Consider the following 22,282-nt stretch of genomic DNA (forward strand, 5'->3'; position numbering starts at 1 on the left):
CAGGACGTGACGGCGGCCGTATGGTTCCGGCCGGGGCAGGGGGTGGCGGATGCCGGTCGAGTGGCAGCCCGTACGGCAGTCCCGCACGCATGAACTCGTGCTGCAGAGCATCGAGCAGCGGGTGTTCGCCGGGGAGCTCAAGGCCGGTGACCGGCTGCCTCCCGAGCGGGAGCTCGCGCCGGTTCTCGGGGTCAGTCGGTCCGCCCTGCGGGAAGCGCTGAGGGTGCTGGAGACCATCGGCGTCCTGGTCGCCCGGCCGGGCCGGGGGCCGGACGCCGGCGCCCGGATCGTGCGCAACCCCGATGACGCCCTCGGGCGGCTGCTGCGCCTGCACTTCGCGCTCGGCAGCTACGGCCTCCAGGACGTCCTGGAGGCGCGCGTCGCGCTGGAGCGGTCCAGTTTCGAGGCGGCCGCGCGGCATGCCTCGCAGGAGGATCTCGACGAGGCGGGAGCCCTGGTCGGGCGGATGGGGGAGCCGGGGATCGAGGTGGCCGAGTTCAACGACCTGGACACCCGGTTCCACGTCCACATCGCCCGCAGTTCCGGCAACGCGCTCATCTCCACGCTCACCTCCGCCGTGCGCGAGTCGGTGCGCCCGCTGATCCTCCGGGCCCTGGAGCGGGCCGAGGACTGGCCGGGCACGGCCGCCGCGCTCAACGCGGAGCACGCCGAACTGCTGGGGCTGGTCCGCGCCGGCCGGGGTGCGGACGCCGCCGACCTGGCCGAACGCCACATCCGGAGCCTGCACGGCACGCTGGTGGACGGCGACGCCGCCCAGGAGTGAGATGGGCCGCCGCCTGTGGTGGGCGAAGGGCAGAAATTGTCAGGCGCATGCCGTTTCTCGATTCTCGGGCCCGGAGGCCCAGGGTGTGGATCGCTCGGTGCGCGCCGCCCTCGGCCGTTTTCTGGACCGAGGCTAGTATGGTCGGACCATAAAAGAATCGGAGAATCGATCGGAGAGACCCATGCGCATCGGACTCTTCGCCACCTGTCTGGGAGACACGCTCTTTCCCGAGGCGGTGAAATCGACCGCGGTCCTGCTCGCCCGACTCGGCCACGACGTGGTGTTCCCCCCGGGACAGACCTGCTGCGGGCAGATGCACGTCAACACCGGCTACCAACGTGAGCCCGTCCCCCTGGTGCGGAACTTCGCCGACCAGTTCGGTGACGCGGCGATCGACGCCGTCGTCATGCCGTCGGGCTCCTGCGCCGGAACGGTCCGCCATCAGCACGAGATGGTCGCCCGGCGGTACGGTGACGCGGCGCTCCGCTCCGGGGTGACCGCCGTCAAGGACAAGACGTACGAGCTGTCCGAACTCCTCGTCGACGTCCTGGGGGTCACCGAGGTCGGGGCCTACTTCCCGCACCGCGTGACGTACCACCCCACCTGCCACTCCCTGCGCATGCTCCGGGTCGGCGAGAAGCCGCTGAAGCTGCTCCGCGCCGTCGACTCCATCGAGCTCGTCGAACTCCCCGAAGCCGAGGCGTGCTGCGGGTTCGGGGGCACGTTCGCCCTCAAGAACGCCGACACGTCGACGGCGATGCTCCAGGACAAGATGCGCCACATCGCCACCACCGGAGCCGAGGTGTGCACCGCCGGTGACTCGTCCTGCCTGATGCACATCGGCGGCGGTCTCTCCCGGATCAGGTCGGGAACCCGGACCCTGCACCTCGCGCAGATCCTCGCCGCCACCCGCACCGCGCCGTACGCCCCGATGGAGGCCCTCCGATGAGCAGCACCTTCCTCGGCATGCCCGCGACCCCGCCCCGCTCCCCGTACGGAACGGGCAACCTGCGCGGCGACCGGACCTTCCCCAAGGCCGCCCACGACGAACTGCGCAAGGAGCAACTGCGCCGCAATCTCGGCAGGGCCACCCGCACCATCCGCGCCAAACGCCTCCACGTCACCGGTGAACTGCCCGACTGGGAGGAACTGCGCGAGGCCGGTTCGGCGATCAAGACCGACACCATGAACCGGCTCCCCGAACTCCTGGAAGAACTGGAGCGCGAGGTCACCGAGCGCGGCGGCACCGTCCACTGGGCGCGCGACGGCGTCGAGGCGAACGAGATCGTCACCCGGCTCGTCGAGGCCACCGGCAGCACCGACGTCATCAAGGTCAAGTCGATGGCCACCCAGGAGACCGGCCTCAACGAGCACCTCCGATCCGCCGGCATCACCGCCTACGAGACGGACCTCGCCGAACTGATCGTCCAACTCGCCCACGACAAGCCGTCGCACATCCTGGTCCCCGCGATCCACCGCAACCGCGACGAGATCCGGCGGATCTTCCTCAAGGAGATCCCCGGCGTCGACCCGCGCCTCGACAACGTCCCCGCACATCTCGCCGCCGCGGCCCGCGCCTATCTGCGCGAGAAGTTCATGACGACCAAGGTGGCGGTCTCCGGCGCCAACTTCGGCATCGCGGAGACCGGAACACTCTGCGTCGTCGAGTCCGAGGGGAACGGCCGCATGTGCCTGACCCTGCCCGACACCCTCATCACCGTCATGGGCATCGAGAAGGTGCTGCCGCGCTACCAGGACCTCGAGGTCTTCCTGCAACTTCTGCCGCGCTCCTCCACCGGTGAGCGGATGAACCCGTACACCTCGATGTGGACCGGGGTGACGCCCGGCGACGGGCCGCAGGAGTTCCACCTGGTCCTGCTCGACAACGGGCGCACGGCGGCGCTCGCCGACCGGATCGGGCGCGAGGCCCTCAACTGCATCCGCTGCTCCGCCTGTCTCAACGTCTGCCCGGTGTACGAACGGGCCGGCGGCCACGCGTACGGCTCGACCTACCCCGGACCGATCGGCGCGGTCCTCACCCCGCAACTCGCCGGGATGGACGTGGTCAAGGGCGACCCCAACGGTTCGCTGCCGTACGCCTCCAGCCTCTGCGGCGCCTGCTTCGACGCCTGTCCGGTCAAGATCGACATCCCGTCTCTCCTGGTGGAACTGCGCCACCAGCACACCGAGAAGGCCGGGACGACGCCGGAGAAGCTGGCCATGAAGGCCGCCGCCGCGGTGATGCGGCGGCCCGGGCTGTACACGAGCGCGCAGAAGGCCGCGGGGGTCGGCCGTGTCCTCGCCGGGCGGGACGGCAGGATCGCCCACCTTCCGCCCCCGTTCCACGGCTGGAGCGCCGGCCGCGACACGGCCGCCCCGCCGAAACAGACCTTCCGCTCCTGGCTGGCATCGGCCGAGGGGGCGGCCACGATGCGCGCCGCCGCCGCAGCGCATCGGGACAACCCGCGGAAGGGGGAGGAGAAGTGACGACCGCACGCGAAACCGTGCTGGGCCGGATCAGGGACGCGCTGACCCTCGCCCCGGCCCAGGACGCACCCGTACGCCGGGCCTACCGCACCGGCCGCACGCTGCCCGACGGCGAACGCCTGGCGCTCTTCACCGACCGCCTCGTCGACTACAAGGCCGAGGTGCGCACCTGCACCGCCGAGGGCACCGCCGAGACCATCGCCGAGGCGCTGCGGGAACACGGTGCACGGCGGACCGGTGTCCCGGCCGGACTCGACACCTCGTGGCTCTCCGCGTACGACGGCGAGGTCCTGGTGGACTCCGCCGACATTCCGGCGCCGCGCCTCGACGCACTGGACGGCGTCGTCACCGCGTCGGCCGTCGGCTGTGCCGAGACGGGCACGATCTTCCTGGACGGGTCGGCCGAGCAGGGCAGGCGGGCGCTGTCGCTGGTACCCGATCTCCACGTGTGCGTCGTCGACCTGTCAGCGGTCGAGGTCGGGGTGCCGGAAGCGGTGGCCCGGCTGGCGCCGGACCGGCCGACGACGCTGATCAGCGGGCCGTCCGCCACGTCGGACATCGAGCTGGAGCGCGTGGAGGGCGTGCACGGCCCTCGGACACTGGTGGTGGTGATCCGCACCGACCTCTAGTGCCGTGGCCGGGGTACGCGACCCGGCGGGTTGCGCACCCCTGCGTGCGCCCGAGGCCGGGCCGGGGCCTGATCGTCGACCGGGGGCCCTGGCCCGGGTTCGGCCCCGGGGCTCAGTCGTGCGTGACCGCGAGCGGCTCGAAGCGGATGCGGGTCGTGGTCGCGTCCTTCGCCCAGGACACCGCCACCGCATCCCCGTCCACGACGACACCGCTCACCACGGCGTCGAGCGGCTCCGCGCCGACCTCGGCGGTCAGCGAGGCGAGCGCCACCAGCACCACCGTCCCCCGCACCGGTGCGGACAGCCGGGGTACCTGCGCCCAGGGTGTGTAGGCGGTGCCCTGCGGGGCCCGCACCAGATCCCGCGTCTCCCAGCCGTGCAGACCGTGCAGCGCCGACACCAGCGAGTCATCACGGCCGACCGCCCAGCCCGTCTGCTCCACCCGGGCCCCGTCCGGCGCGCCGAGCACCCGGTGCACCCGCAACTCGTAGCAGCCGCGCGCCACCGTGACGCTCTCCACCCGCAGTCCCGGCGCCATCGGCTGGCCGGAGGCGAACACGGGCCGGTGCCAGGAAGCCGCCCATCCCCAGCCGTCGCCGGTGCCCGCGCCCAGGGGACGGATGGCCCGGCGACCGCTGCGCGCCCCGGCGACGACCACCGCGAGATGGTTGTCCGCCGGGTTCCCGCGCGAGGTGGGACCGGTCACCGTGGAGTACGACTGGCGGCTGTAGAGCGGATCGGCCGGCGCACCGGCCTCGCCCTCGTGCGGAAGCACATGATCGCTGCCGTGGTTGTGCAGCCGCACGATCCCGTCCACCCCCGTGGACTGCACGAGCAGCCCCGGCGCCGGCAGGGCCAGCACCCGGTCGGGCCCCTCGCTCGGCGCGGGCTCCTCGGTCGCCGTCCACAGCGGGTGGCCCTCCGGGGCCAGCAGCGATACGAACGCCTTGGACGCCCAGTAGGGCGAGGCGGGGGCCGAGTAGTCCTGGAGACCGGCCGCGTGCGGACCGTGCCAGCCCAGGCTCAGCAGCCCGTCCGCGCCCACCGAGCCGCGGTCCAGGAAGTAGCGCAGCGCACCGCTGACCAGCCGTCGGGAGACACCGGGGGCGAGCGGGGTGTGTCCGGTGACCGCACCGAGCGCGACCGATGAGGCGGCGGCGAAACGGTAGGTCAGGGACCGGCCGAAGTGGATCGGCGCGCCGTCGCCGCCGAACAGCAGCGAGAAGCCCTCCAGGTGCTCGCGCAGCCGTGCGCCGTAGTGCGCGGACAACTCGGCGTCGCCCGACAGATGGGCGTCCAGCACGGGGTAGAGGTGCAGTGCCCAGCCGTTGTAGTGGTCGAAGGCGCGCCCGTCGCCGTCCGCGTACCAGCCGTCGCCGCGGTACCAGCCCTCCAGCAGATCGCGGGCGCGCTCCTTCGCGCGTGCCGTTTCCGCGTCGCCGCGGCCCACCGACTCCAGGAACCCGGCCACCGCGTGGGGGAACAGGTACCAGTTGTTGGGGGCGGGGAGGTGGCGCAGGGCGTCGCGCAGCCACGCCTCGGCCCGGTCCTGCACCCCGGAGTCCAGGCGGTCCCAGAGCCACGGCCGGGTGAGCCGCAGCGCGATGGCGACCGAAGCGGACTCCACCATGGGCTGGCCGAAGACGGGGTGGTCGCGGATCAGCGGCCACGATTCGGTGTCGTCCCGGCCCGGCGTGAGGGTGCCGGCCGCGAGCCCGTCTGCGTAGCGGTCGAGCCAGCCGCGCGGGTCCTCACCGTCCGCGCCCGCCACCCGGAAGGCGGCGGCCAGAAACGTGCGCGCGTAGCCCTCCAGGCCATCGGAGCGCACCCCGGACACGGAGGGTCTGCCGGGCAGGTCCAGCAGCGCGCCGCCGGGGGTGGCCCACTTCCAGGCGGCTGCGAGCAGCCCGTCGGCCGCGGCCTCCCAGTGGGGGCGGGTGTAGCCCGTGCGCGGGCTCAGCAGCCGGTCGTCGGAGGGGAGGGGGAAGGGAGGGAGCAGAAGGGGTGCGGTCATGCGGGGAAGGCCGGCCTTTCAGGTCGTACGCGGTGGGCGAATCCGTCGCCCGCGGCTCGTCTCCCGGGCCGGACGTCCGCGCCGCCGACGCGGCTCCTGATTCGGGGCATGGGGGGATTCTGATCGATTGATCGTTCTTGGGTCAAGGGATCGATCGGAAGGGGCTTGGTGATCGAACGATCAACTGTGGGGGTGGTGACTCCCACACAACGCCCCCGGCCCTCCCGATCACCGCTCGTGGCGGTGGGGGAGGGCCGGGGGCGCGGGCGCCTGAGCACGCTCCGTCAGATGATGTCCTCCTCGATCTGAGCCTGCTCGCGAGCGTTCCCGTAGGCCGCGGGCGTGCTGTACGAACTGCGTGCGACGAACCACCACACGGTGGCCAGGACCAGCACCGCGACCAGCGCGATCGACGCGTAGTTCATCGAGTCGATCGTCACCGGGGACGACTGCGGGAGCAGGAACAGCACGGTGACGAAGGCCACCCACACCACGGCGATCCAGCCGATCGGCTTGCTCCAGCGGCCCAGATGCCATGGCCCGCGCTCGAAACGGTCGCCCGAGCGAAGCTTCAGGAAGATCGGGATGGCATAGGCGGGCGTGATGCCGATGACGTTGATCGCGGTCACCGCGCCGTACGCGGTGGCCGAGTACAGCGACGGCACGGCCAGCAACCCGGCGACCACGACCGACAGCCACACCGCGTTGGCCGGCGTCTGGGTGCGCGAACTCACCTTGCGCCACAGCGCGGATCCCGGCAGGGCGTTGTCACGGCTGAACGCGAACACCATCCGGCTGGCGGCGGCGACCGCGGCGTTGCCGCAGAACAGCTGCGCCGCGATCACGATCAGCAGCAGGGCCGTGGCCCCGGAGGTTCCCAGCGCGTCGATCATGATCTGGGCGGGCGGCACATTGGTCGCGGTCTCCTGGGTGCCCCGGTAGTCCTGGATGGCGAACGTCAGACCGGCGAGCAGGACGAAACCGGCTATCCAGGAGACCCAGATCGCGCGGACGATGCCCTTGGCGGCCGTCACCGAGGCATTCGACGTCTCCTCGGAGAGATGCGCGGAGGCGTCGTAGCCGCAGAAGGTGTACTGGGCGAGGAGCAGGCCGATCGCCACCACGTACAACGGGTTGTCCCAGCCGGTGTCGTTGACGAACTCGGTGAAGACGAACTTCGGGGACTGGTGGTGCGAGGGCACGACCGCCAGCACGATGACGATGATCGCGACACCGGCGAGATGCCACCACACGCTGATGGAGTTGAGCACGCTGACCAGGCGGACGCCGAAGAGGTTCAGTACCGCGTGCAGCAGCAGGATGCAGATGAAGATGATCATCGTCTTGCCCGGTGTCGGGACAAAACCCCACTGCAGGTTCAGGAAAGCGCCGGTGAACAACGCGGCACCGTAGTCAATGCCGGCGATCGCACCGAGCAGCCCGAGTAGATTCAGCCAGCCCGTGTACCAGCCCCATTTACGGCCGCCGAGCCGGTCGGCCATGTAGTAGAGCGCCCCGGACGTCGGGTAGGAGCTGGTGACCTCCGCGAGCGCCATGCCGACGCAGAGCACGAAGAGCCCCACACCCGCCCAGCCCCAGAGCATCACCGCAGGACCGCCGGTCGACATGCCGAAGCCGTACAGCGTCATGCAACCGGACAGGATCGAGATGACGGAGAAGCTGATGGCGAAGTTGCCGAACCCGCCCATGCGGCGGGCGAGAACCGGCTGATAGCCGAGTTCGCGCAGGCGCTGTTCCTCATCGAGCGGCGGGGCCGCCTGGGCGCCCGAACGGGTGGGGGTGGACAGGGACACGAAAGGACCTCCATGAGCGGTGGACAGGGGATGGCCGGACCGGTGGGTGCGCGAGGACCGGTCCGGAACGGGGGCACGGTGAGGTGCCGCACCGGTGCGGACCTGACGGCACGACGGCGCGCGCGGCGCACGGGCTCAGCGGTGCGGGCCGTGTCAGGGATCGCGGGGCGCGGCCAGGCAACGGCTGCGGGCGCGGAGGAAGACCTCCTCGGCGCCTCCGGGCCCCTTGCGGTCACGCGTCCGGTACGCCCACGGGACCGAGGTGAAGTACGGTCCGAGACTCTCGAACACCGGGGCCGCCTCGGCGAATTTGAGCGCCCCCCACAGTGCGTGGGCCAGATGGTTCAGATCCGGCAGGGAACGGGTCGGCCGGGGGGTGCGGTGGAACCACAGCCGCAGCGCGCGCAGCGCGTCCCGTTCGGCGTCCTCGGTGACCCAGTGCAGGTCCAGGGCCTTCTCGTGGCCGTGCTCGCGCCGGTACCGCTCGACCCGTACGTACAGCGGCAGCACATGCAGTGCCGAGCCATCGGGCGCCGAAGAGGTCGCCCACTGAACGAAGTTGAACGCTTCGGAGAGCGACCCCCCGCCCCTGCGCACGTACACGAACTGGAGCATCCGGTGGTACGCCTCGCGGTTGTACGGGTCGCGCCTGTCGGCCTCCGCCAGCAGTCCCCAGGGGCCGGGGAAGAGCATCGGCCCCGGCGGAGCCAAGCGGTGCTCCTCCAGTTGCTGGCGCTCGTCCAGCCGGGACAGGGCCAGCAGGCACACCCACGGCACCGGGTCGGCGGGCGAGGCGTGTGCGGCCGTCCGGCAGGCCTCCCACGCCTCCTGCCACAGCTCCCGGGCGTGGTGATGGCCCTCGCGGTGGGCGCGGACGGCCCGCTCCACGGTGACCCGTGCGCGCATCACGGCGGCGGCCACACTCCGGGGCTCCTCGGCCAGCCACGCCTGCACCGCGTCCGAACCTGCGGCGACCGCGCCCAGCACTTGCGTGCGCTGGGTCCACAAGGGCCAGTCCGGAGTGCTCTCCAGCAGTTTCCGCATGGACAACCAGCGACCGGTGCGCAAATCCTGTACCGCGACCCGTAAATCGTTGTCATGGCCGGCCGGGTGATAAACCGGCCGGAATTCACTGTTGGCCATCGACGTTCCCTGCTCCCGAACGGCGGAACGCGGAGCGGCGGACGCATTCTCTCCTCAGCACGTCGCACGATCCGACGGAATGGAACCCATGGGGAGGTGGAGCGCCCGGGAGGCGGAGTCTCGGCGCTCGGGGCGGGGTGTCGGTCTCATGAGTCCTCGGGACGTGGGGGGCTGTGAGTCTGTTGAAATGCGAACTGCTTTAAAGTGTCGGGTTGTTGCTCGGCGGTGAGTGTAAGGCCACTTGAGCCGGACTCCCGACCGATTCGCGGATCTTACTCAAGTGCGCTGATCTGTAGTCGTGTTGATTGGCCATATCGCATCCGTTCCCTCGAACGGCACGACACTTGACGTGGGCGGTGGCCTGCACCACTCTGGGCGTCGCAAACCAATGATCACGATGCCGTTCGAGCCCGGGATCCGTTCGCGCCGCAGGGCTTCCGCACCGCTGGAGTGTCGATGACAGGCCCGGTACTCGCCGTCGACCAGGACACTTCGGGTGCCGAGGAGCTCGTGGTCCGCCCCGAACACGGCGTGATCGGTTCCGGGGCGGCGCCGGTCCGGCCGCGGCACGGCGCAGGAGATGCCGTCGAGGCCGAGCCCGCGGACCTGCTCGAATCGGTCGTCGCCGCCGGTCCCTGGACTTCTTCGGACTCGGCGGCGAACGCCCGCACGGCGTGGAGGGCGCCGGTGTCGCGTCCATCGGGGGACGCGACACCGTACCGGACCTGCGCCACCTCGCGGTACCCGGCCGGCCCGCTGCCCGGCATCCCGTCGCGGCCGACGCGCCGCTGCGATGCGTCGCAGCGGACCTCGTCGGCCCCGCCCGATCTCGCGCCCCACGGACATTTCGGTGTGCGGACCAGTGGGAGGCGGACAGTGTCACCGACCGTCGTCCAGCAGGGCGGGAGGGGGGCTCCACCGGCAGCGGCTGCTGCTGCCGGTCGCCCGGGGCGACCGTTCCACCTGCGCGCGGACCGGCTGGACCGGGTCGGCCCACACGGCACGACGGCACGGATCACCATGGCCTGATGCGGTGTCCTCGGTCCGCCGTGCCTGGTTCGTGCTATCGCCGGCTGTTCTGATCGGGCATCAGGGAATCAGCAGCCAGTCGGAGCCGATCGCCGCGGCCAGTCCCGCCACGAGGAGCCAAGTGCCGAGCCGGGTGCGGCCGTTCCTGCTGAGTTCGATCACGATCCCGCACAGGATCAGCGCGAGTCCGTACACCCCGACCACGAGTACGGAGGACCGGCTGGCGATCCGCAACGCGAGGACGACGCCCATCGCGACCATGCCGACCGAGGACAGCACGACGCGGAGGCGCCTCGCCTGGCGTGGCGTCAGCTGACGCTTTCCGGACTTGGGGCCGGTCTGCGCCACGGGCTCCGGACCGGCATCGTCCCCGGTGTCGGCGGCGGCTGCGTCCGCGGCCTCGTCAGGGGCTTCGGAGACGGCCTTCGCACCGGCCGCCGCATCCGTCCCCACGTCGGCCGACCGCGCCGCCTCACCGCCTGCCCCCGTGTCCGGCCCCGCACCGTCCGACCGCGCCCGCTCCGTGCCCGCCCCCGCGTCCGGATCGGCCCGAGTCCGGCCCGCCCGCTCCATGTCCGGCTCCCCGTCCGGCCGCCGAGACCGCTCCGCGTCACCCTCCGGACGGCCGTGGGACGCGACTCCGGCGGCGTCTATCGGGCTGTCCGCGGCCTGGTCCTGGTCAGAAGTGCTCATGACGCCGGATCGTAACGGCTGCGGGCACGCCCCCGTTCACCGCTTGGGCGGGGGGAGACGGGCGTGACGTAGGTTCGACCCATGCCCGGCCACATCCTCATCCTCGGCGGTACGGCCGAGGCCCGGCAGCTCGCCGCCGAGCTGACCGCGCCCGGCCGTGATGCGACGACGCGTGTCACCACATCGCTGGCGGGACGGGTCGCCCGGCCCCGGACGCCCGCCGGTGACCTGCGCGTCGGCGGCTTCGGTGGTCCCCGCGGCCTCGCCGACTGGCTACGCGCTCACCACGTCGACACCGTCGTCGACGCCACCCACCCCTTCGCGGACACGATCAGCGTCCATGCGGCCGAGGCGGCCGAGGCCACCGGAACGGCGCTGTTCGCGCTGCGCCGGCCCGGCTGGACGGCGGGCCCCGGCGACCGCTGGCACCCGGCCCACGACCTCTCCCACGCCGCCGCGCAACTGCCCGGCCTGGGGGAACGGATCTTCCTCACCACCGGCCGCCTTGGCCTGGCGGCCTTCGCCGCCGCGCCCGGCGCCGACCGGCTCCACTTCCTCGTACGGTCCGTGGAACCCCCTGGTCCGCCCCTGCCCCGCCACACCGAGGTGATCCTCGACCGCGGTCCGTACACCGTCGAGGGCGAAACGGCGCTCCTGCGCGCGCACGCCGTCGACGTCCTCGTCACCAAGGACAGCGGAGGCCCCGCCACCGCCGCGAAACTCACCGCGGCCCGGCACCTCGGCCTGCCCGTGGTCGTGGTCCGCCGTCCACCGGCACCCGACGGTGTGCCCGTCGTCCACGACGTGCCGTCCGCGCTCCGACTGCTCCACGGGAACGAGGAGTTCAGCCTCGACGCAGCAGATACGTGTCCATGATCCACCCCTTGCGGGCGCGTGCCTCGGAGCGCAGCTCCTCGATCCGGTCCGCCACATCGGCGAGGCGTCCGGAGACCAGGATCTCGTCCTCGGTTCCCACGTAGGCCCCCCAGTAGATGAAGAGGTCCTGGTCGAGATGGCGGGTGAACGCCTGCCGCGCGTCGAGCATCACCACCACGTCGTCGACGCCCTCGGGCCAGCCCTCGGCCAGCCGCCGCCCGGTGGTGATCTGCACGGGCCGTGCGACCCGGTTCAGCCCCGTGCGGTGCTTGGCCAGCAGCGCGGACACACTGCTGATCCCTGGCACCACCTCGTGCTCGAAGGCCACGGAACCGCGGTCGGCGATCTCTTCGAGGATGCCGAGCGTGGAGTCGTACAGCGCCGGATCGCCCCACACCAGGAACGCTCCGCACTCGCCCTTGTCCAGCTCCCGCGCGATGAAGTCCTCGTACAGGTCCGCACGGCGCCGACGCCAGTCGTCCACCGCGGGAGAGTAGTCCGATGCCACGCGGTCGCGCTCCGGATCCCGGGCCTCGACGACCCGGTACGACCGGTCCTTCGCGTGCGCGTCGAGGATGTCCCGCCGCAGCCGGACCAGATCGGACTTCTCCTCGCCCTTGTCGAGGATGAAGAACGCGTCCGCCCTGTTCAGCGCCTTGACGGCCTGCAGGGTCAGATGGTCGGGGTCGCCCGCGCCGATGCCGATGACATAGATCTTCCTCACCGCACCGAGTCTGCCCCATGACCCCGCGCCGGGGGAGGGCGGACCCCGGCCCCTAGACCCTCGCCGACCGGGCGGCACTCAGGTCACCGGCTTCACGGCCGGGCGGCGACCCGGTCGCCGGGTCCGCGGGTCCGACCGGCCCCATGGGCCCTTCGCCGCCGGGGTTCGGCCGCGCGGGCTCCGGTCACCGGCCCCGGTCGCCGGCCCCACGGACCCTTCTTCGCCGGGTCCGGTCGTCACTCACCGGCTCCCGGACCGCAGACGGGGTGCCTCACCGGCCGCGTCGACGGGTTCCGCGGGCCGCGCCCGGCCGCCGGGGACGGTCCCGCCCTCCCCGGTCTCCACCCGGTGCGCCAGCTCCCCGGCCCAGTCGAGCAACGCGTCCACCGCGATCCCGTGCGGCCGGGCGTCCCGGAAAGCGGCGAGCGCCGACGCGCCGCGCCGCAGCAGCCGGGCCCCGCCGGTCGCGTTGCCACGTGCGGCGTGTGTCAGCCCCACCGCCAACTGCGCGAGCCCGCGCCACAGTTCACGTTCGGACGAGGGCCCCGACTTCCACGCGTCCTCGAACACCTCGTGCGCGTGGAAGGGCATCCCGGCGTCCAGCAGACGCTGTGCCTCCCGCACCGTCTCGTCGGGGGTGCGGGGTACTTGCTCGGGCTGCCGCTCCACTCCCGGAGCCCCGTACGGCAGGGGGCGGCCCAGTCCGTCGCGGGGGCGTGCGTTGCGTGCCCGTCCCTCGGAGTCCCGGTCCCTGCTGGTCGCGTCCACGATTCGATTGTGCCCCGCACCTGCGATGAAGTGTACGAACCACTGTCCGTGGACCCGGGTTCACGACTAGTGTCGAGTCGATCGCACCATTTTGGGGAGGGTAGGGATGAAGCAGTCCCGGCCACTGTACGAGCGCGAACCGGAACTCGCCGCTGCCGCACAAGCCGTGGACGCCCTGTGCGGCGCCCAGGCCGCCGGAGGACTGCTCGTCTTCAGTGGCGAGGCGGGCATCGGGAAGACGGCACTGCTCGACGAGATCCGGTCGACGGCCGCCGACCGCTGCACGGTCTGGTCCGCTCGCGGTGGCGAAACGGTCACCTCCGTCCCCTTCCACGTCGTGCGGCAATTACTGCAACCGGCATTCGACCAGTTCTCGCACGACGAGGTGCGGGATCTGTTCGGCCCCTGGTACGAGATCGCCGCACCCGCCCTCGGGCTCGCCGAACCGAGCGGTCCGCAGGCCGACCCGCAGGGCGTCCGGGACGGTCTCGACTTCGTCGTGGCCAGGCTCGCCACCCGGCTGAGCCACCGCCCGCTGCTGCTCATCATCGACGACGCCCACTGGGCCGACGGCGAAACCCTCGGCTGGCTCGACTCGTTCACCGCGCGCCTCGCCGAACTGCCCGTCCTCGTCGTCCGCGCCCATCGGCCGGAGGAGATGGCCGCACGGCAGCACGGGACCGGGTCCGGCGGCGGCCATCCCCGTCAGGTCCGGGTGGCGCTGCGCGCCCTCACCCCGGACGCCACCGCCGAACTGGTCCGCGCCGGTCTCGGCGAGCACGCCGACGACCCGTTCTGCCGCGAGGTCTGGGCCGTCACCGGAGGCAACCCCTACGAGGCGGTCGAACTCGTCGCCAAGGTCCAGGACCGGGAACTGGCACCACTGGAGGAATCGGCCGGTCTGCTGCGCGAACTCGGCGCCTCCGCCCGGGGCAGCGGTCTCGTCGCCCGGCTCGAACGGCTCGGCACCAACGCCACCCGGTTCGCCTGGGCCGCGGCCGTCCTCGGCACGGACATCTCGCAGGACCTCGCCGCCACCCTGGCCGGGATGAGCCAGGCCGAGGCCGCCGACTGCACGGCACAGCTGCGCGAGGCCCGTATCGTCACCGGGTTCGACCCGATGGAGTTCGTCCATCCGCTGATCGCCTCCGCGATCTACCGGTCCATCCCGTCGGCCACCCGCACCGCGTTCCACGGCCGGGCCGCCTGGGCGATCACCCGCGCGGGGCTCGGCGCCGCGGCGGCCTCCCGTCACCTCCTGGAAGTGCACCCCGACGACGATCAGGAACTCGTCGGGCAGCTCCGTGAGGCGTCCCGGCAGCATCTCGCCGTCGGTGCCCCGGAGGCCGCCCGCCGCTGTCTGGAGCGCGCTCTGGAGGAACCTCCGCACCCGGACACGAAGGCGACCCTGCTGTACGAGCTGGGCTGCGCCACCCTGCTCACGTCCCCCGCCATCACCGTCCAGCACCTGCGGGCCGCACTGGACATGCCGGGCTTGGACGAGACCCAGCGGATCGACGCGACGTACCGGCTGGCAGCCGCGCACTCCCACAACAACCAGCTCAAGGAGGCGGCGAGCGCCCTCGCGGCCGAGGCCGCGCGCACCCCGCCCGGACCGGGCCTGATGCGACTGCAGGCCGCCCACTTCCTCTGGGAGGGCATGCAGGCCACGGAGGACGACGGGCCCGCCAGATCCGAACGGCTCGCCCGGAACGCCGACCACCTCACCGGCCGCGACAACGCCGAACGGGCCCTGCTCACCCTGCGGGCCTTCGACGCCATGATGCGGGGCGAGAACGCCGAGCTCATCGTCGACCTGTGCGAACGCGCCCTGGTCGACGGCCATCCGGCCCGGGGCCTCGGCTGGACCGACACCGAATGGGGCTTCGAACTCCCCACCCTCGTCGGCATCACGTACGCCTTCACGGACCGGCTCGACCGGGCCGAGGCCCTGTTCGGTGAGGCCGTCCGCGCCTTCGAGATCTCCGGATGGAGCGGCGCGCACCTCGCTTTCGCGCACACGCTGCTGGGACTGGTCCACCGCCGTCGCGGCCGACTCGCCGAGGCCGAGGGCTTCCTCCGCGAGGGTCTGCGCCTCGCGGACCGTGTCGGCAGCGGGCTCCCGGTCCTCTGGGACGCGGCCTGTCTGCTGATCGACACCCTGATCGCCCGGGGCCGGGTGGCCGAGGCCCGCGACATCGCCGACCGCTACGACTTCGGGCCGCCCTACCCCAGCGCGATGGTGCTGCCCGACGCGCCTTGTCTGCGCGGCAGACTGCTCCTGGCCGAAGGCCGCACGAAGGAGGCCGTCACCGAGCTCGAAGCGGTCGGCCAGGCCCTCGAAGCACGGGGCAGATTCAACGGGGTGTGGGCACCCTGGGCCGGTGACCTGGCCCGCGCCCTGGCGGAGGAGGACCCGGAGGGCGCCGCCCGACTCGCCACCGCCCACCGAGTGCACGCCGAACGGTTCGGCACGGACACCGCGATCGGCGAGGCCCTGCGCTGCGTCGCCCTCTTCGCACGCCCCGAGGAGGCCGTCCACCTGCTGGCCGAGGCGGTACGCCACCTGGAGGCGTCCCCGTCCGCGTACGAACACGCCCTGGCGCTGGTCGACTACGGCATAGCGATCCGCTCCCCGCGCGAACTCGCCAGGGCCCACAAACTGGCCACCGCGTGCGGCGCCGAATCGCTCGCCGACCGCGCCCACCAGGCACGGGCGTCGATCCGGGCCTCGGAGTGAGGTAATGTTTGTCCTGCGCGGTTGCCCGGAACACCGGGAAGAACTGCAGCGGGACGTGGCGCAGCTTGGTAGCGCACTTGACTGGGGGTCAAGGGGTCGCAGGTTCAAATCCTGTCGTCCCGACTCGTGAGAGTCGCAGGTCAGGGGCCGTATCGGAGGTATCCGAAACGGCCCCTTGGTCATTTTTGGGGACCAGTTGGGGACCGGCGTGCTTGACTGTGTCAGCGGGTGAGTCCGATCGGGCTCGGCAGGGAGCGCGGGGCGCGCAGCACGCTGAGGTGGGCGGAGAGGGCTGCGCCGGCGGCCGTGATCTTGTGGACGTTCGGGTGCAGGTAGCGCTGGGTGGTGATCAACGATCCGTGGCCGGCGATCCTGCGCAGGACGTGTACCGGGACCCCGGCGTCGGCGAACCAGGTCAGTCCGGTGTGCCGGAGGTCGTGGCGGCGTAGGTGCTCGTAGCCGAGCTTGGTGACCACGTCGTCCCAGTGGGTGGCGTCGCGCAGGACCGCGGTGGAGATGCGTCCGCCGCGCGGGCCGGTGAACAGGCGAGCGTCGGGGGCAGGGCCGGCGGACAAGATGCGCTGGGCGACGAGGGGGCGGATTTCCTCGACGATGGGTACCTTGCGGGCCCGTTTGCCTTTGGTGCCCTTGTCGGTCAGCCCGCCGGGCGCGGGAGTGGTCTGCCGTCGTACGGTCCAGATCCACTGGCTGGTGTCAATGTCCCCGACGCGGCATCCCGAGATCTCACCGATCCGGGCGGCGGTGCACGCGGCGAAGAGAATCACCTCGCCCCAGCCCCGGTACTGGTCATGGGACGCGGCTATGAGTGCGTCGGCCAGGTGCACGAGTGTCTCCCAGTCGGGCAGGGCCAGCGCGCGTGGGTCGCGCAGTTCGCCCTCGGCCTGCTTGTAAAGCTTCTGCCAACCGGTGACACGGGCGGGGTTGACCGTGATGATGCCGTCCCGGACCGCCTGCTCCATGACGCGCACCAGGACGGCGATGGTGTTTTTGACCGTCGAGCGGCTGTGCTCGTCGCTGATCCAGTTCTGTACGGCGCGGTCGACGATCCCATGGGTGATCGTCCGCACTGCCAGGTGGCCCAGGGCGGGTACCACACGCAGCCGCCATCCCGAAAGGTAAGGGTCATGCGTTTTCAACTCCAAGCCACGCAGAGCGAGTTCCATGTTCGCGTCGCCGTATTCGGCAAGCTTCATGGTGGCGAGTGAAGGCGTCAGGCCGGCCTGCGCGGCCTCGATGAGGGCGTTGAGCCAATCCTGTGCTTCGTCTTCGGTGTCTTTTCCCTCGGACATTGACTGGCGGCGTTTGGTGGTGGGGTCGAACCAGCGGACGCGTGCCCGGTAGGGGGTGCGGCGATCGGGGCGGTACTCGATGTCGGTGGAGAGCCGGACGCCGACCGGAACAATGGTTTTGTCGGTCATCAAGCCGCCAGGTGGGGGATGGTGCGACGGCTGTGCAGCCATTCCTCGACGTCGAGGGCGCTGTACATGACGACGCGTTCTGAGAGGGAGACGAACGGTGGCCCCTGTGGAGGCCGGGTGGTTCGCCATCGGCGCAGGGTCGAGGCATCTACTCCCAGGTGAGTAGCGAGGTCGTTGGTCGAATACCAGGCATTGGTCAGGAGAGATGAGTGCCCATCGGCCGAGGCGGCATCGTGGCGGCGGAGTGTGGGGTGCGCTGTGGCCTCCTTCTCACTATGTGGCGTGGCGTGACTAGTTGTTGCTGTCGGCTTGGTGGGCAATTACGAGTGATCTCCAGGGAGTAAGGAACATTAAACGGGTCTGTGTAAGAGTCCAGAGACGGACGGCGCAATTCGCGAACGGAGAACGCATCGGGTACTGGCATGGCCTGCTCGCCTCCCCTCGCGAGCCGATCCGTATGGTGTTCATGGGGGGTGAGAGAACAATCGTCTCTGGAAAGGCCGGTTTTGCTAACCGGTGGTTTGCGGCTATGTTTGTCCGCCCTCATGGCGGGCCCTGGTGGTGCCGTTGTCCGATCTGCTTGGAGATTCGCTTGGGGGAACACGCGCGGTTGGCCGCTGAGGCCCCTGATGTCGAGGCTGGCTTGCCGCGTCCACCTACTCCCGATGACGCATCATGTGGAGTGCGTCGCGATCCTCGAACCGGCCGCAAAGGGCTCCTGACCTGCGGTTTTACTTGTGTGCATTATGTGCGGTGTGGGCGTTACGGGCGATATCTTGACGCTGAAATGACGCTCGTGACGCTCATTTGACGCTCGTTCTGATGAGGCGTCAGGTGCAGGTTGGGCAGGTCAGGCGACGTTAACCTGCGCGTTTCATTTGGGCTTTGTTCGGATCATGAGCGGTAACGCGAAAGTGCCTTCTGAGCTGGGACGATGAACCTTGTCGAGGGGTTCTTTCGGTCCAAGTGGAAGGCACTTTCTGCGTGCAGGGTATCGGTTCGCGTCCCAGGCTTCATGTCTCCGCCGACGGTGCGGGGGTGGTCGGGCATGCCGGGGCGCGGTTGCTTGCTGATCTCGCTGACGTGACCGGACTGACCAGCGCGTACTCCACTGCGCTGAGACCGCTTCGTCCACGCGGCACTGGTCATGATCCGGGCCGGATCGCCACCGACCTCGCGGTGACGGTGGCTGATGGCGGCGAGACCATCACGGATGTGGCTCTGCTACGCGACCAGCGTGAGGTGTTCGGCCCGGTCGCCTCGACACCGACTACCTGGCGACTGCTGGCCGCCGTCGACGAACGCGTGCTGGACCGTCTGCGCTCGGCCCGCGCTCAGGCCCGGGAAGTGGCCTGGCTACAGGCGTCCGAGACCCGATCCGGCATACCCGCGGCGAAGGCCGGCGGACGTGAGGTGCCCGGCCTGGTCCTGGACATCGACGCCACGCTGATCACCTGCCATTCAGAGAAGGAGCAGGCCGCACCCACCTATAAGGGCGGCTTCGGCTTCCACCCCCTGCTGTGTTTCCTGGCCAACACCGGAGAGGGCATGTCCGGGCGCCTTCGGCCCGGGAACGCCGGATCCAATACCGCCGCGGATCACATCACGGTGCTGGACGATGCTCTCGCACAGGTCCCCGACGCGCACCGGCACGGCACCGACATCCTCGTCCGCACCGACAACGCCGGATCCGCAAAGTCTTTCCTCACCCACGTCCGAGACCTGCGAACACGCGGAATCCGTACCTTCTTCTCCGTCGGATACGCCATCACCGAGCCGGTCCGCCGCGCGATCCGAGCCCTGCCCGAGCAGATCTGGCACCCCGCCCTGGACCAGGACGGCACCCTCCGCGAGTCTGCCGAGGTCGCCGAACTGACCGGCATGGTCGACCTTGCCGGCTATCCGGACGGCACCCGCATCATCGTCCGCCGCGAACGTCCCCACCCCGGGGCCCAGCTCTCGCTGTTCGACCAGGACGAGGGCATGCGGCACCAGGTCTTCCTCACCGACACGCCGGTCACCTCCGGCTCGGCCCAGTTCCTGGAAGTCCGCCACCGCGGACACGCCACCGTCGAGGACCACATCCGGTGCGGCAAGACCACCGGCTTCGGGCGCTTCCCCTCCCGACGCTTCCCGGTCAACGCCGCCTGGCTCGAGCTCAGCCTCGCGGCGATCAACCTCCTCGCCTGGACCCGCGTCCTCCTGCTGAACGGTGAACTCGCGGCTGCCGAACCCAAGAAACTCCGCTACCGGATCCTGCACGTCGCCGCCCGGATCACCTGGGGAGGCCGCCGTCTCCGCCTTCGGATATCGGCGACCTGGCCCTGGCGACATGAACTCACAGCCGCATTCCACCGCCTGGCCGCACTGCCCCGTCCTGCCAGCTGACTCGCGGTTCCTGCCCACCCTCGACTCAAGGACCTTGGAGAACCCGACCGCGCGTCGGGCCCTCACCATGTCCACCGGCCGACACTGCCTCAAACAACCTCGCTCAGCTACCCAGCAGACCCAACTGAAACGGCGAGGTTAAGACTGCGAGTGACGATGCAACGCCGAGGGCTGGTGACGCTCAATGCGGTGGCGCCGGGTCCTGCGGATCAGAAGTCCCGGAAGAGACCAGCGAGCGCCGTGACCTGCTGTGATGGGCATGTGGTGGCCGCTGACCTGCGCGAATGGCCCTTCGGCTCTTTCATGCTCGTGCCGGTTGATGGGGCTGGAAGTCCCAGAAAAGTCCCAGGGGACTCCCACGGCTGACGGACACCCTTTCGGTTCTGCTCAACGTAGGGAGGCGCGGCGGGGCGGGGCTGTGTGCTGGAGGTCGGTGCCGCCGAACGGCCCGCCGGCCTGGGCCCTGTCTTACCCAGGCGGCAGCAGGGCGGGCAGGGGTGAGTGAGCCCAGTGCTTGGTTCTTCTGCTGGCCGACTCCATCTGCGAGTCGTTTGGCGGCGTGATGATGACCATGCGGGAGGGGTTCTGCAGGGGCGTCTGGACAGTGTGAACTCAGTCAATGATTGCCCTGGCCTGGTTGGCTGGACTACGGTGATGATCCCCATGTCAACCCGTCCGAAAATCGCCCCGAGCTCGGAGAATCGCATGCCCGACGCCATCGATGCGCCTGTCACACTGGCTGGAATCGCACGGATCGCGGGTGTTGGTCGAGCAGCAGTAAGCAACTGGCGGCGCCGGCACGATTCGTTCCCGACGCCTGTTGGTGGGACGGATGCCAGCTCGCAGTTTTCCCTAAGGGCTGTCCCGTAAATGGTCTACGACATGCCGATTGACCAGCGACGCTGTGCCTCATCCGGCGTGAGTGAGCCTGTGTAGGCGGGCGATGCCGAGCTTGGCATGGTGAACGCCTTCGTCGTTGAGACGGCAGTCGCGGAGGATCCTGCAGAGAGCGGATGGGTGCCGTTGGGACTGAGTGTCAGCGGGGGATCCTCTGTCCTGCTTCGGTGAGGGTCAGTGTGAGGCATCCCAGCCACGTGCCGGATCGCGGGTACTCCCAGTTCTCGGCGTTCGCCAGGACTGCGGGAAGGTCCTGCTTCGGGATAGGGGGACCGGGCTGCTCACCGAGAGAGCCGTCCGGCGCTGTCCAGGGCACGAGCTGGCACACTTCGATCCATCCTCTGTCGACGAGGGGGAGGAGGATCGGGACGAGAGCCGAGGCGGGCCCTGAGACCAGCGGCTCGTCGAGGTCGCCCCAGACCCCGGGGAGGATGTCGATCTCGGTGGCGTTGATCATGAAGGCGCGTTCGGCGGAGGACAGCTGGTCTGTCGCGGGATAAATCACGTGCAGAGTGTCGCAGCTCAGGAGAACAGCCGTGGGGCCCCGGTGTCTCTCTGAAGAAGTGGTCACATGGACGAGATGATCTCGATGTGACTGGTGTGATCACAGCGTCGAAGCCGTCCTGGATAGCCCCGTTCTCCGGGCTGAGCCCGCGAGCCTTCGGGAAGCTGGTGACGGTACTGCGTCGCGCAGGTGCGGACTCGGTCCGCAAGGGCCGACCATGGAGCCTCCCGTTGGAAGACCGGACCTTGCTGGTCACCGCGTACTGGCGAACGAACCTGACCATGCGACAACTGGCCCCGCTGTTCGGGATCTCGAAGTCGGCAGCGGACCGCATCATCGACCACCTGGGGCCGATGTTCGCGCTCCAGTCGCGCAAGCGGTTCGCCAGGGATGCCGTGCTCATCGTGGACGGCACTCTGGTCCCCACCCGGGACCACACCATCGCCGAGCGGTCGAAGAACTACCGGTACTCCACCAACCACCAGGTCGTCATCGACGCCGACACCCGCCTGGTCGTCGTGGTCGGCCATCCGCTCGCCGGGAACCGCAACGACTGCAAGGCATGGGAGGAATCCGGCGCCAAGGCCGCCGTCGGCAAGACCACCACGATCGCCGACGGCGGCTACCCAGGCACCGGACTCGTCATCCCACACCGCCGGCAGCGAGGCCAGGCCGAACTCCCGGCCTGGAAAGAGGAACACAACAAGTCCCACAAGCAGGTCCGCGCCCGTGTCGAGCACGTCTTCGCCCGCATGAAGACCTGGAAGATCCTCCGCGACTGCCGCCTCAAGGGCGACGGCGTCCACCACGCCATGCTCGGCATTGCCCGGATGCACAACCTCGCCCTCGCCGGATAGGCCCACGGGCCACTGCGGCCAACCTCGCCCGAGGCGACGCGTAGATCATTTACGGGACAGCCCTTAGCTGACGTCGAACATTGGCTCCACGCGCACGGGAAGATCGAGCGGATCCGGCTGCGTGAGCGTTTGTGGCCGCACTACGAGGTTCTGGGAGACCGTGCGGTGATGGGAGCGGCGCTTGCGGAAGCCGGTCGTCGTCTTCTCGCCGCGGATGGTGTGGATCAGGCGGTTCCTGTGCAGTCCCCCCTTCCGGAAGAGGCCGCTCAGGTAGTGGATGAAACGGTCGACGCCGCACGCCACGAGGGAGGGCGCGAGACCTTCGACTTCCTGCTGTCGCGTTGGCTGGAGGTTCATGTGCGGCAGGTCAGCACGACTCCAATTCCACTGGGCCGGCTAATACTCCAGTGCGGTTTCGTGATCTATTCAGCGGTTTCGTCGGCGGTTCGCCGTCGGTAGTGGCTGTGTCTGGCTGTTGCCTGGTGGCGTCTGCGC

Annotated in this window: 19 protein-coding genes, 1 tRNA gene and 1 pseudogene; 10 read left to right on the forward strand and 11 right to left on the reverse strand. The window is 70.2% G+C overall.

Annotation, left to right across the window (positions count from 1 at the left end; genetic code table 11):
• Positions 1-49: 49 nt before the first annotated feature.
• From ACIHCL_RS33405 to ACIHCL_RS33420, 4 genes are all read left to right on the forward strand, one after another.
• Positions 50-784: a FadR/GntR family transcriptional regulator gene (locus ACIHCL_RS33405; protein ID WP_399867938.1), complete on the forward strand. Its 735-nt coding sequence runs from the start codon at positions 50-52 to the stop codon at positions 782-784.
• Positions 785-965: 181 nt separating this feature from the next.
• Entirely contained in the window at positions 966-1,733 is a 768-nt protein-coding gene (locus ACIHCL_RS33410; protein WP_399867940.1) for a (Fe-S)-binding protein, read from the forward strand.
• Positions 1,730-3,271 (forward strand): lactate utilization protein B, encoded by a 1,542-nt coding sequence (locus tag ACIHCL_RS33415; RefSeq protein WP_399867942.1) that lies wholly within the window; start codon positions 1,730-1,732, stop codon positions 3,269-3,271. Before ACIHCL_RS33410 ends, ACIHCL_RS33415 begins: the two co-directional genes overlap by 4 nt.
• Positions 3,268-3,900: a lactate utilization protein C gene (locus ACIHCL_RS33420; RefSeq protein WP_399867944.1), complete on the forward strand. Its 633-nt coding sequence runs from the start codon at positions 3,268-3,270 to the stop codon at positions 3,898-3,900. Before ACIHCL_RS33415 ends, ACIHCL_RS33420 begins: the two co-directional genes overlap by 4 nt.
• Before the next feature lie 112 nt (positions 3,901-4,012).
• Here ACIHCL_RS33420 and ACIHCL_RS33425 read toward each other — a convergent pair whose 3' ends face one another.
• The 3 genes from ACIHCL_RS33425 to ACIHCL_RS33435 all read right to left on the reverse strand — a co-directional run bounded on the left by ACIHCL_RS33425 (position 4,013) and on the right by ACIHCL_RS33435 (position 8,871).
• Positions 4,013-5,914 (reverse strand): DUF2264 domain-containing protein, encoded by a 1,902-nt coding sequence (locus ACIHCL_RS33425; RefSeq protein ID WP_399867946.1) that lies wholly within the window; start codon positions 5,912-5,914, stop codon positions 4,013-4,015.
• Positions 5,915-6,198: 284 nt separating this feature from the next.
• Positions 6,199-7,728 carry an amino acid permease gene (locus tag ACIHCL_RS33430; protein ID WP_399867947.1) on the reverse strand — a complete coding sequence of 510 codons (1,530 nt, stop codon included), beginning with the start codon at positions 7,726-7,728 and terminating at the stop codon, positions 6,199-6,201.
• A gap of 153 nt (positions 7,729-7,881) precedes the next feature.
• Positions 7,882-8,871: a hypothetical protein gene (locus ACIHCL_RS33435; protein WP_399867948.1), complete on the reverse strand. Its 990-nt coding sequence runs from the start codon at positions 8,869-8,871 to the stop codon at positions 7,882-7,884.
• Positions 8,872-9,327: 456 nt separating this feature from the next.
• On the opposite strand from ACIHCL_RS33435, the gene ACIHCL_RS33440 reads away from it, so the two are divergent.
• The gene (locus ACIHCL_RS33440) at positions 9,328-9,900 is read left to right on the forward strand and encodes a hypothetical protein (protein ID WP_399867950.1); all 573 of its coding nucleotides are present in this window, start codon (positions 9,328-9,330) and stop codon (positions 9,898-9,900) included.
• A 60-nt stretch (positions 9,901-9,960) separates the two neighbouring features.
• Here the strand turns inward: ACIHCL_RS33440 and ACIHCL_RS33445 are convergent, their stop codons facing one another.
• The gene (locus tag ACIHCL_RS33445) at positions 9,961-10,593 is read right to left on the reverse strand and encodes a hypothetical protein (protein WP_399867951.1); all 633 of its coding nucleotides are present in this window, start codon (positions 10,591-10,593) and stop codon (positions 9,961-9,963) included.
• An 81-nt stretch (positions 10,594-10,674) separates the two neighbouring features.
• Between ACIHCL_RS33445 and ACIHCL_RS33450 the strand changes: the two genes are divergently transcribed.
• A complete protein-coding gene (locus ACIHCL_RS33450) occupies positions 10,675-11,469 on the forward strand; it encodes a cobalt-precorrin-6A reductase (protein WP_399867952.1) in 795 nt (264 codons plus the stop codon).
• Here the strand turns inward: ACIHCL_RS33450 and cobF are convergent.
• Positions 11,438-12,193: a precorrin-6A synthase (deacetylating) gene (gene cobF, locus ACIHCL_RS33455; RefSeq protein WP_399867953.1), complete on the reverse strand. Its 756-nt coding sequence runs from the start codon at positions 12,191-12,193 to the stop codon at positions 11,438-11,440. The two genes, ACIHCL_RS33450 and cobF, sit on opposite strands and share 32 nt — an antisense overlap.
• Before the next feature lie 240 nt (positions 12,194-12,433).
• Complete coding sequence (locus ACIHCL_RS33460; protein WP_399867954.1) at positions 12,434-12,961, reverse strand: DUF309 domain-containing protein; 528 nt, start codon at positions 12,959-12,961, stop codon at positions 12,434-12,436.
• A 106-nt stretch (positions 12,962-13,067) separates the two neighbouring features.
• Between ACIHCL_RS33460 and ACIHCL_RS33465 the strand changes: the two genes are divergently transcribed.
• Positions 13,068-15,701, forward strand: coding sequence for an ATP-binding protein (locus ACIHCL_RS33465; protein WP_399867955.1), 2,634 nt, complete (start codon positions 13,068-13,070; stop codon positions 15,699-15,701).
• Positions 15,702-15,750: 49 nt separating this feature from the next.
• Positions 15,751-15,824 (forward strand) — tRNA-Pro (locus ACIHCL_RS33470).
• A gap of 98 nt (positions 15,825-15,922) precedes the next feature.
• Here ACIHCL_RS33470 and ACIHCL_RS33475 read toward each other — a convergent pair.
• Complete coding sequence (locus ACIHCL_RS33475; protein ID WP_399867956.1) at positions 15,923-17,140, reverse strand: tyrosine-type recombinase/integrase; 1,218 nt, start codon at positions 17,138-17,140, stop codon at positions 15,923-15,925.
• Positions 17,140-17,460 carry a helix-turn-helix transcriptional regulator gene (locus ACIHCL_RS33480; protein WP_399867958.1) on the reverse strand — a complete coding sequence of 107 codons (321 nt, stop codon included), beginning with the start codon at positions 17,458-17,460 and terminating at the stop codon, positions 17,140-17,142. Before ACIHCL_RS33480 ends, ACIHCL_RS33475 begins: the two co-directional genes overlap by 1 nt.
• Before the next feature lie 664 nt (positions 17,461-18,124).
• On the opposite strand from ACIHCL_RS33480, the gene ACIHCL_RS33485 reads away from it, so the two are divergent.
• On the forward strand, positions 18,125-19,528 hold the full coding sequence (locus tag ACIHCL_RS33485) for an IS1380 family transposase (RefSeq protein WP_399867959.1): 1,404 nt from the start codon (positions 18,125-18,127) through the stop codon (positions 19,526-19,528).
• Positions 19,529-20,437: 909 nt separating this feature from the next.
• On the opposite strand, the pseudogene ACIHCL_RS33490 reads toward ACIHCL_RS33485, so the two are convergent.
• Together ACIHCL_RS33490 and ACIHCL_RS33495 are read right to left on the reverse strand one after the other, a co-directional pair.
• Positions 20,438-20,530: pseudogene (locus tag ACIHCL_RS33490) on the reverse strand (IS5/IS1182 family transposase); the annotation flags it as partial.
• Between the two features lie 34 nt (positions 20,531-20,564).
• The gene (locus ACIHCL_RS33495; RefSeq protein WP_399867960.1) at positions 20,565-20,930 is read right to left on the reverse strand and encodes a hypothetical protein; all 366 of its coding nucleotides are present in this window, start codon (positions 20,928-20,930) and stop codon (positions 20,565-20,567) included.
• 86 nt (positions 20,931-21,016) lie between these two features.
• Between ACIHCL_RS33495 and ACIHCL_RS33500 the strand changes: the two genes are divergently transcribed.
• Positions 21,017-21,787, forward strand: coding sequence for a transposase (locus ACIHCL_RS33500; protein ID WP_399867962.1), 771 nt, complete (start codon positions 21,017-21,019; stop codon positions 21,785-21,787).
• Positions 21,788-21,850: 63 nt separating this feature from the next.
• Here ACIHCL_RS33500 and ACIHCL_RS33505 read toward each other — a convergent pair whose 3' ends face one another.
• Positions 21,851-22,144, reverse strand: coding sequence for a hypothetical protein (locus tag ACIHCL_RS33505; RefSeq protein ID WP_399867964.1), 294 nt, complete (start codon positions 22,142-22,144; stop codon positions 21,851-21,853).
• Positions 22,145-22,282: the final 138 nt, after the last annotated feature.

It is taken from the genome of Streptomyces sp. NPDC052042, from assembly GCF_044548345.1.
Taxonomy (GTDB): domain Bacteria; phylum Actinomycetota; class Actinomycetes; order Streptomycetales; family Streptomycetaceae; genus Streptomyces.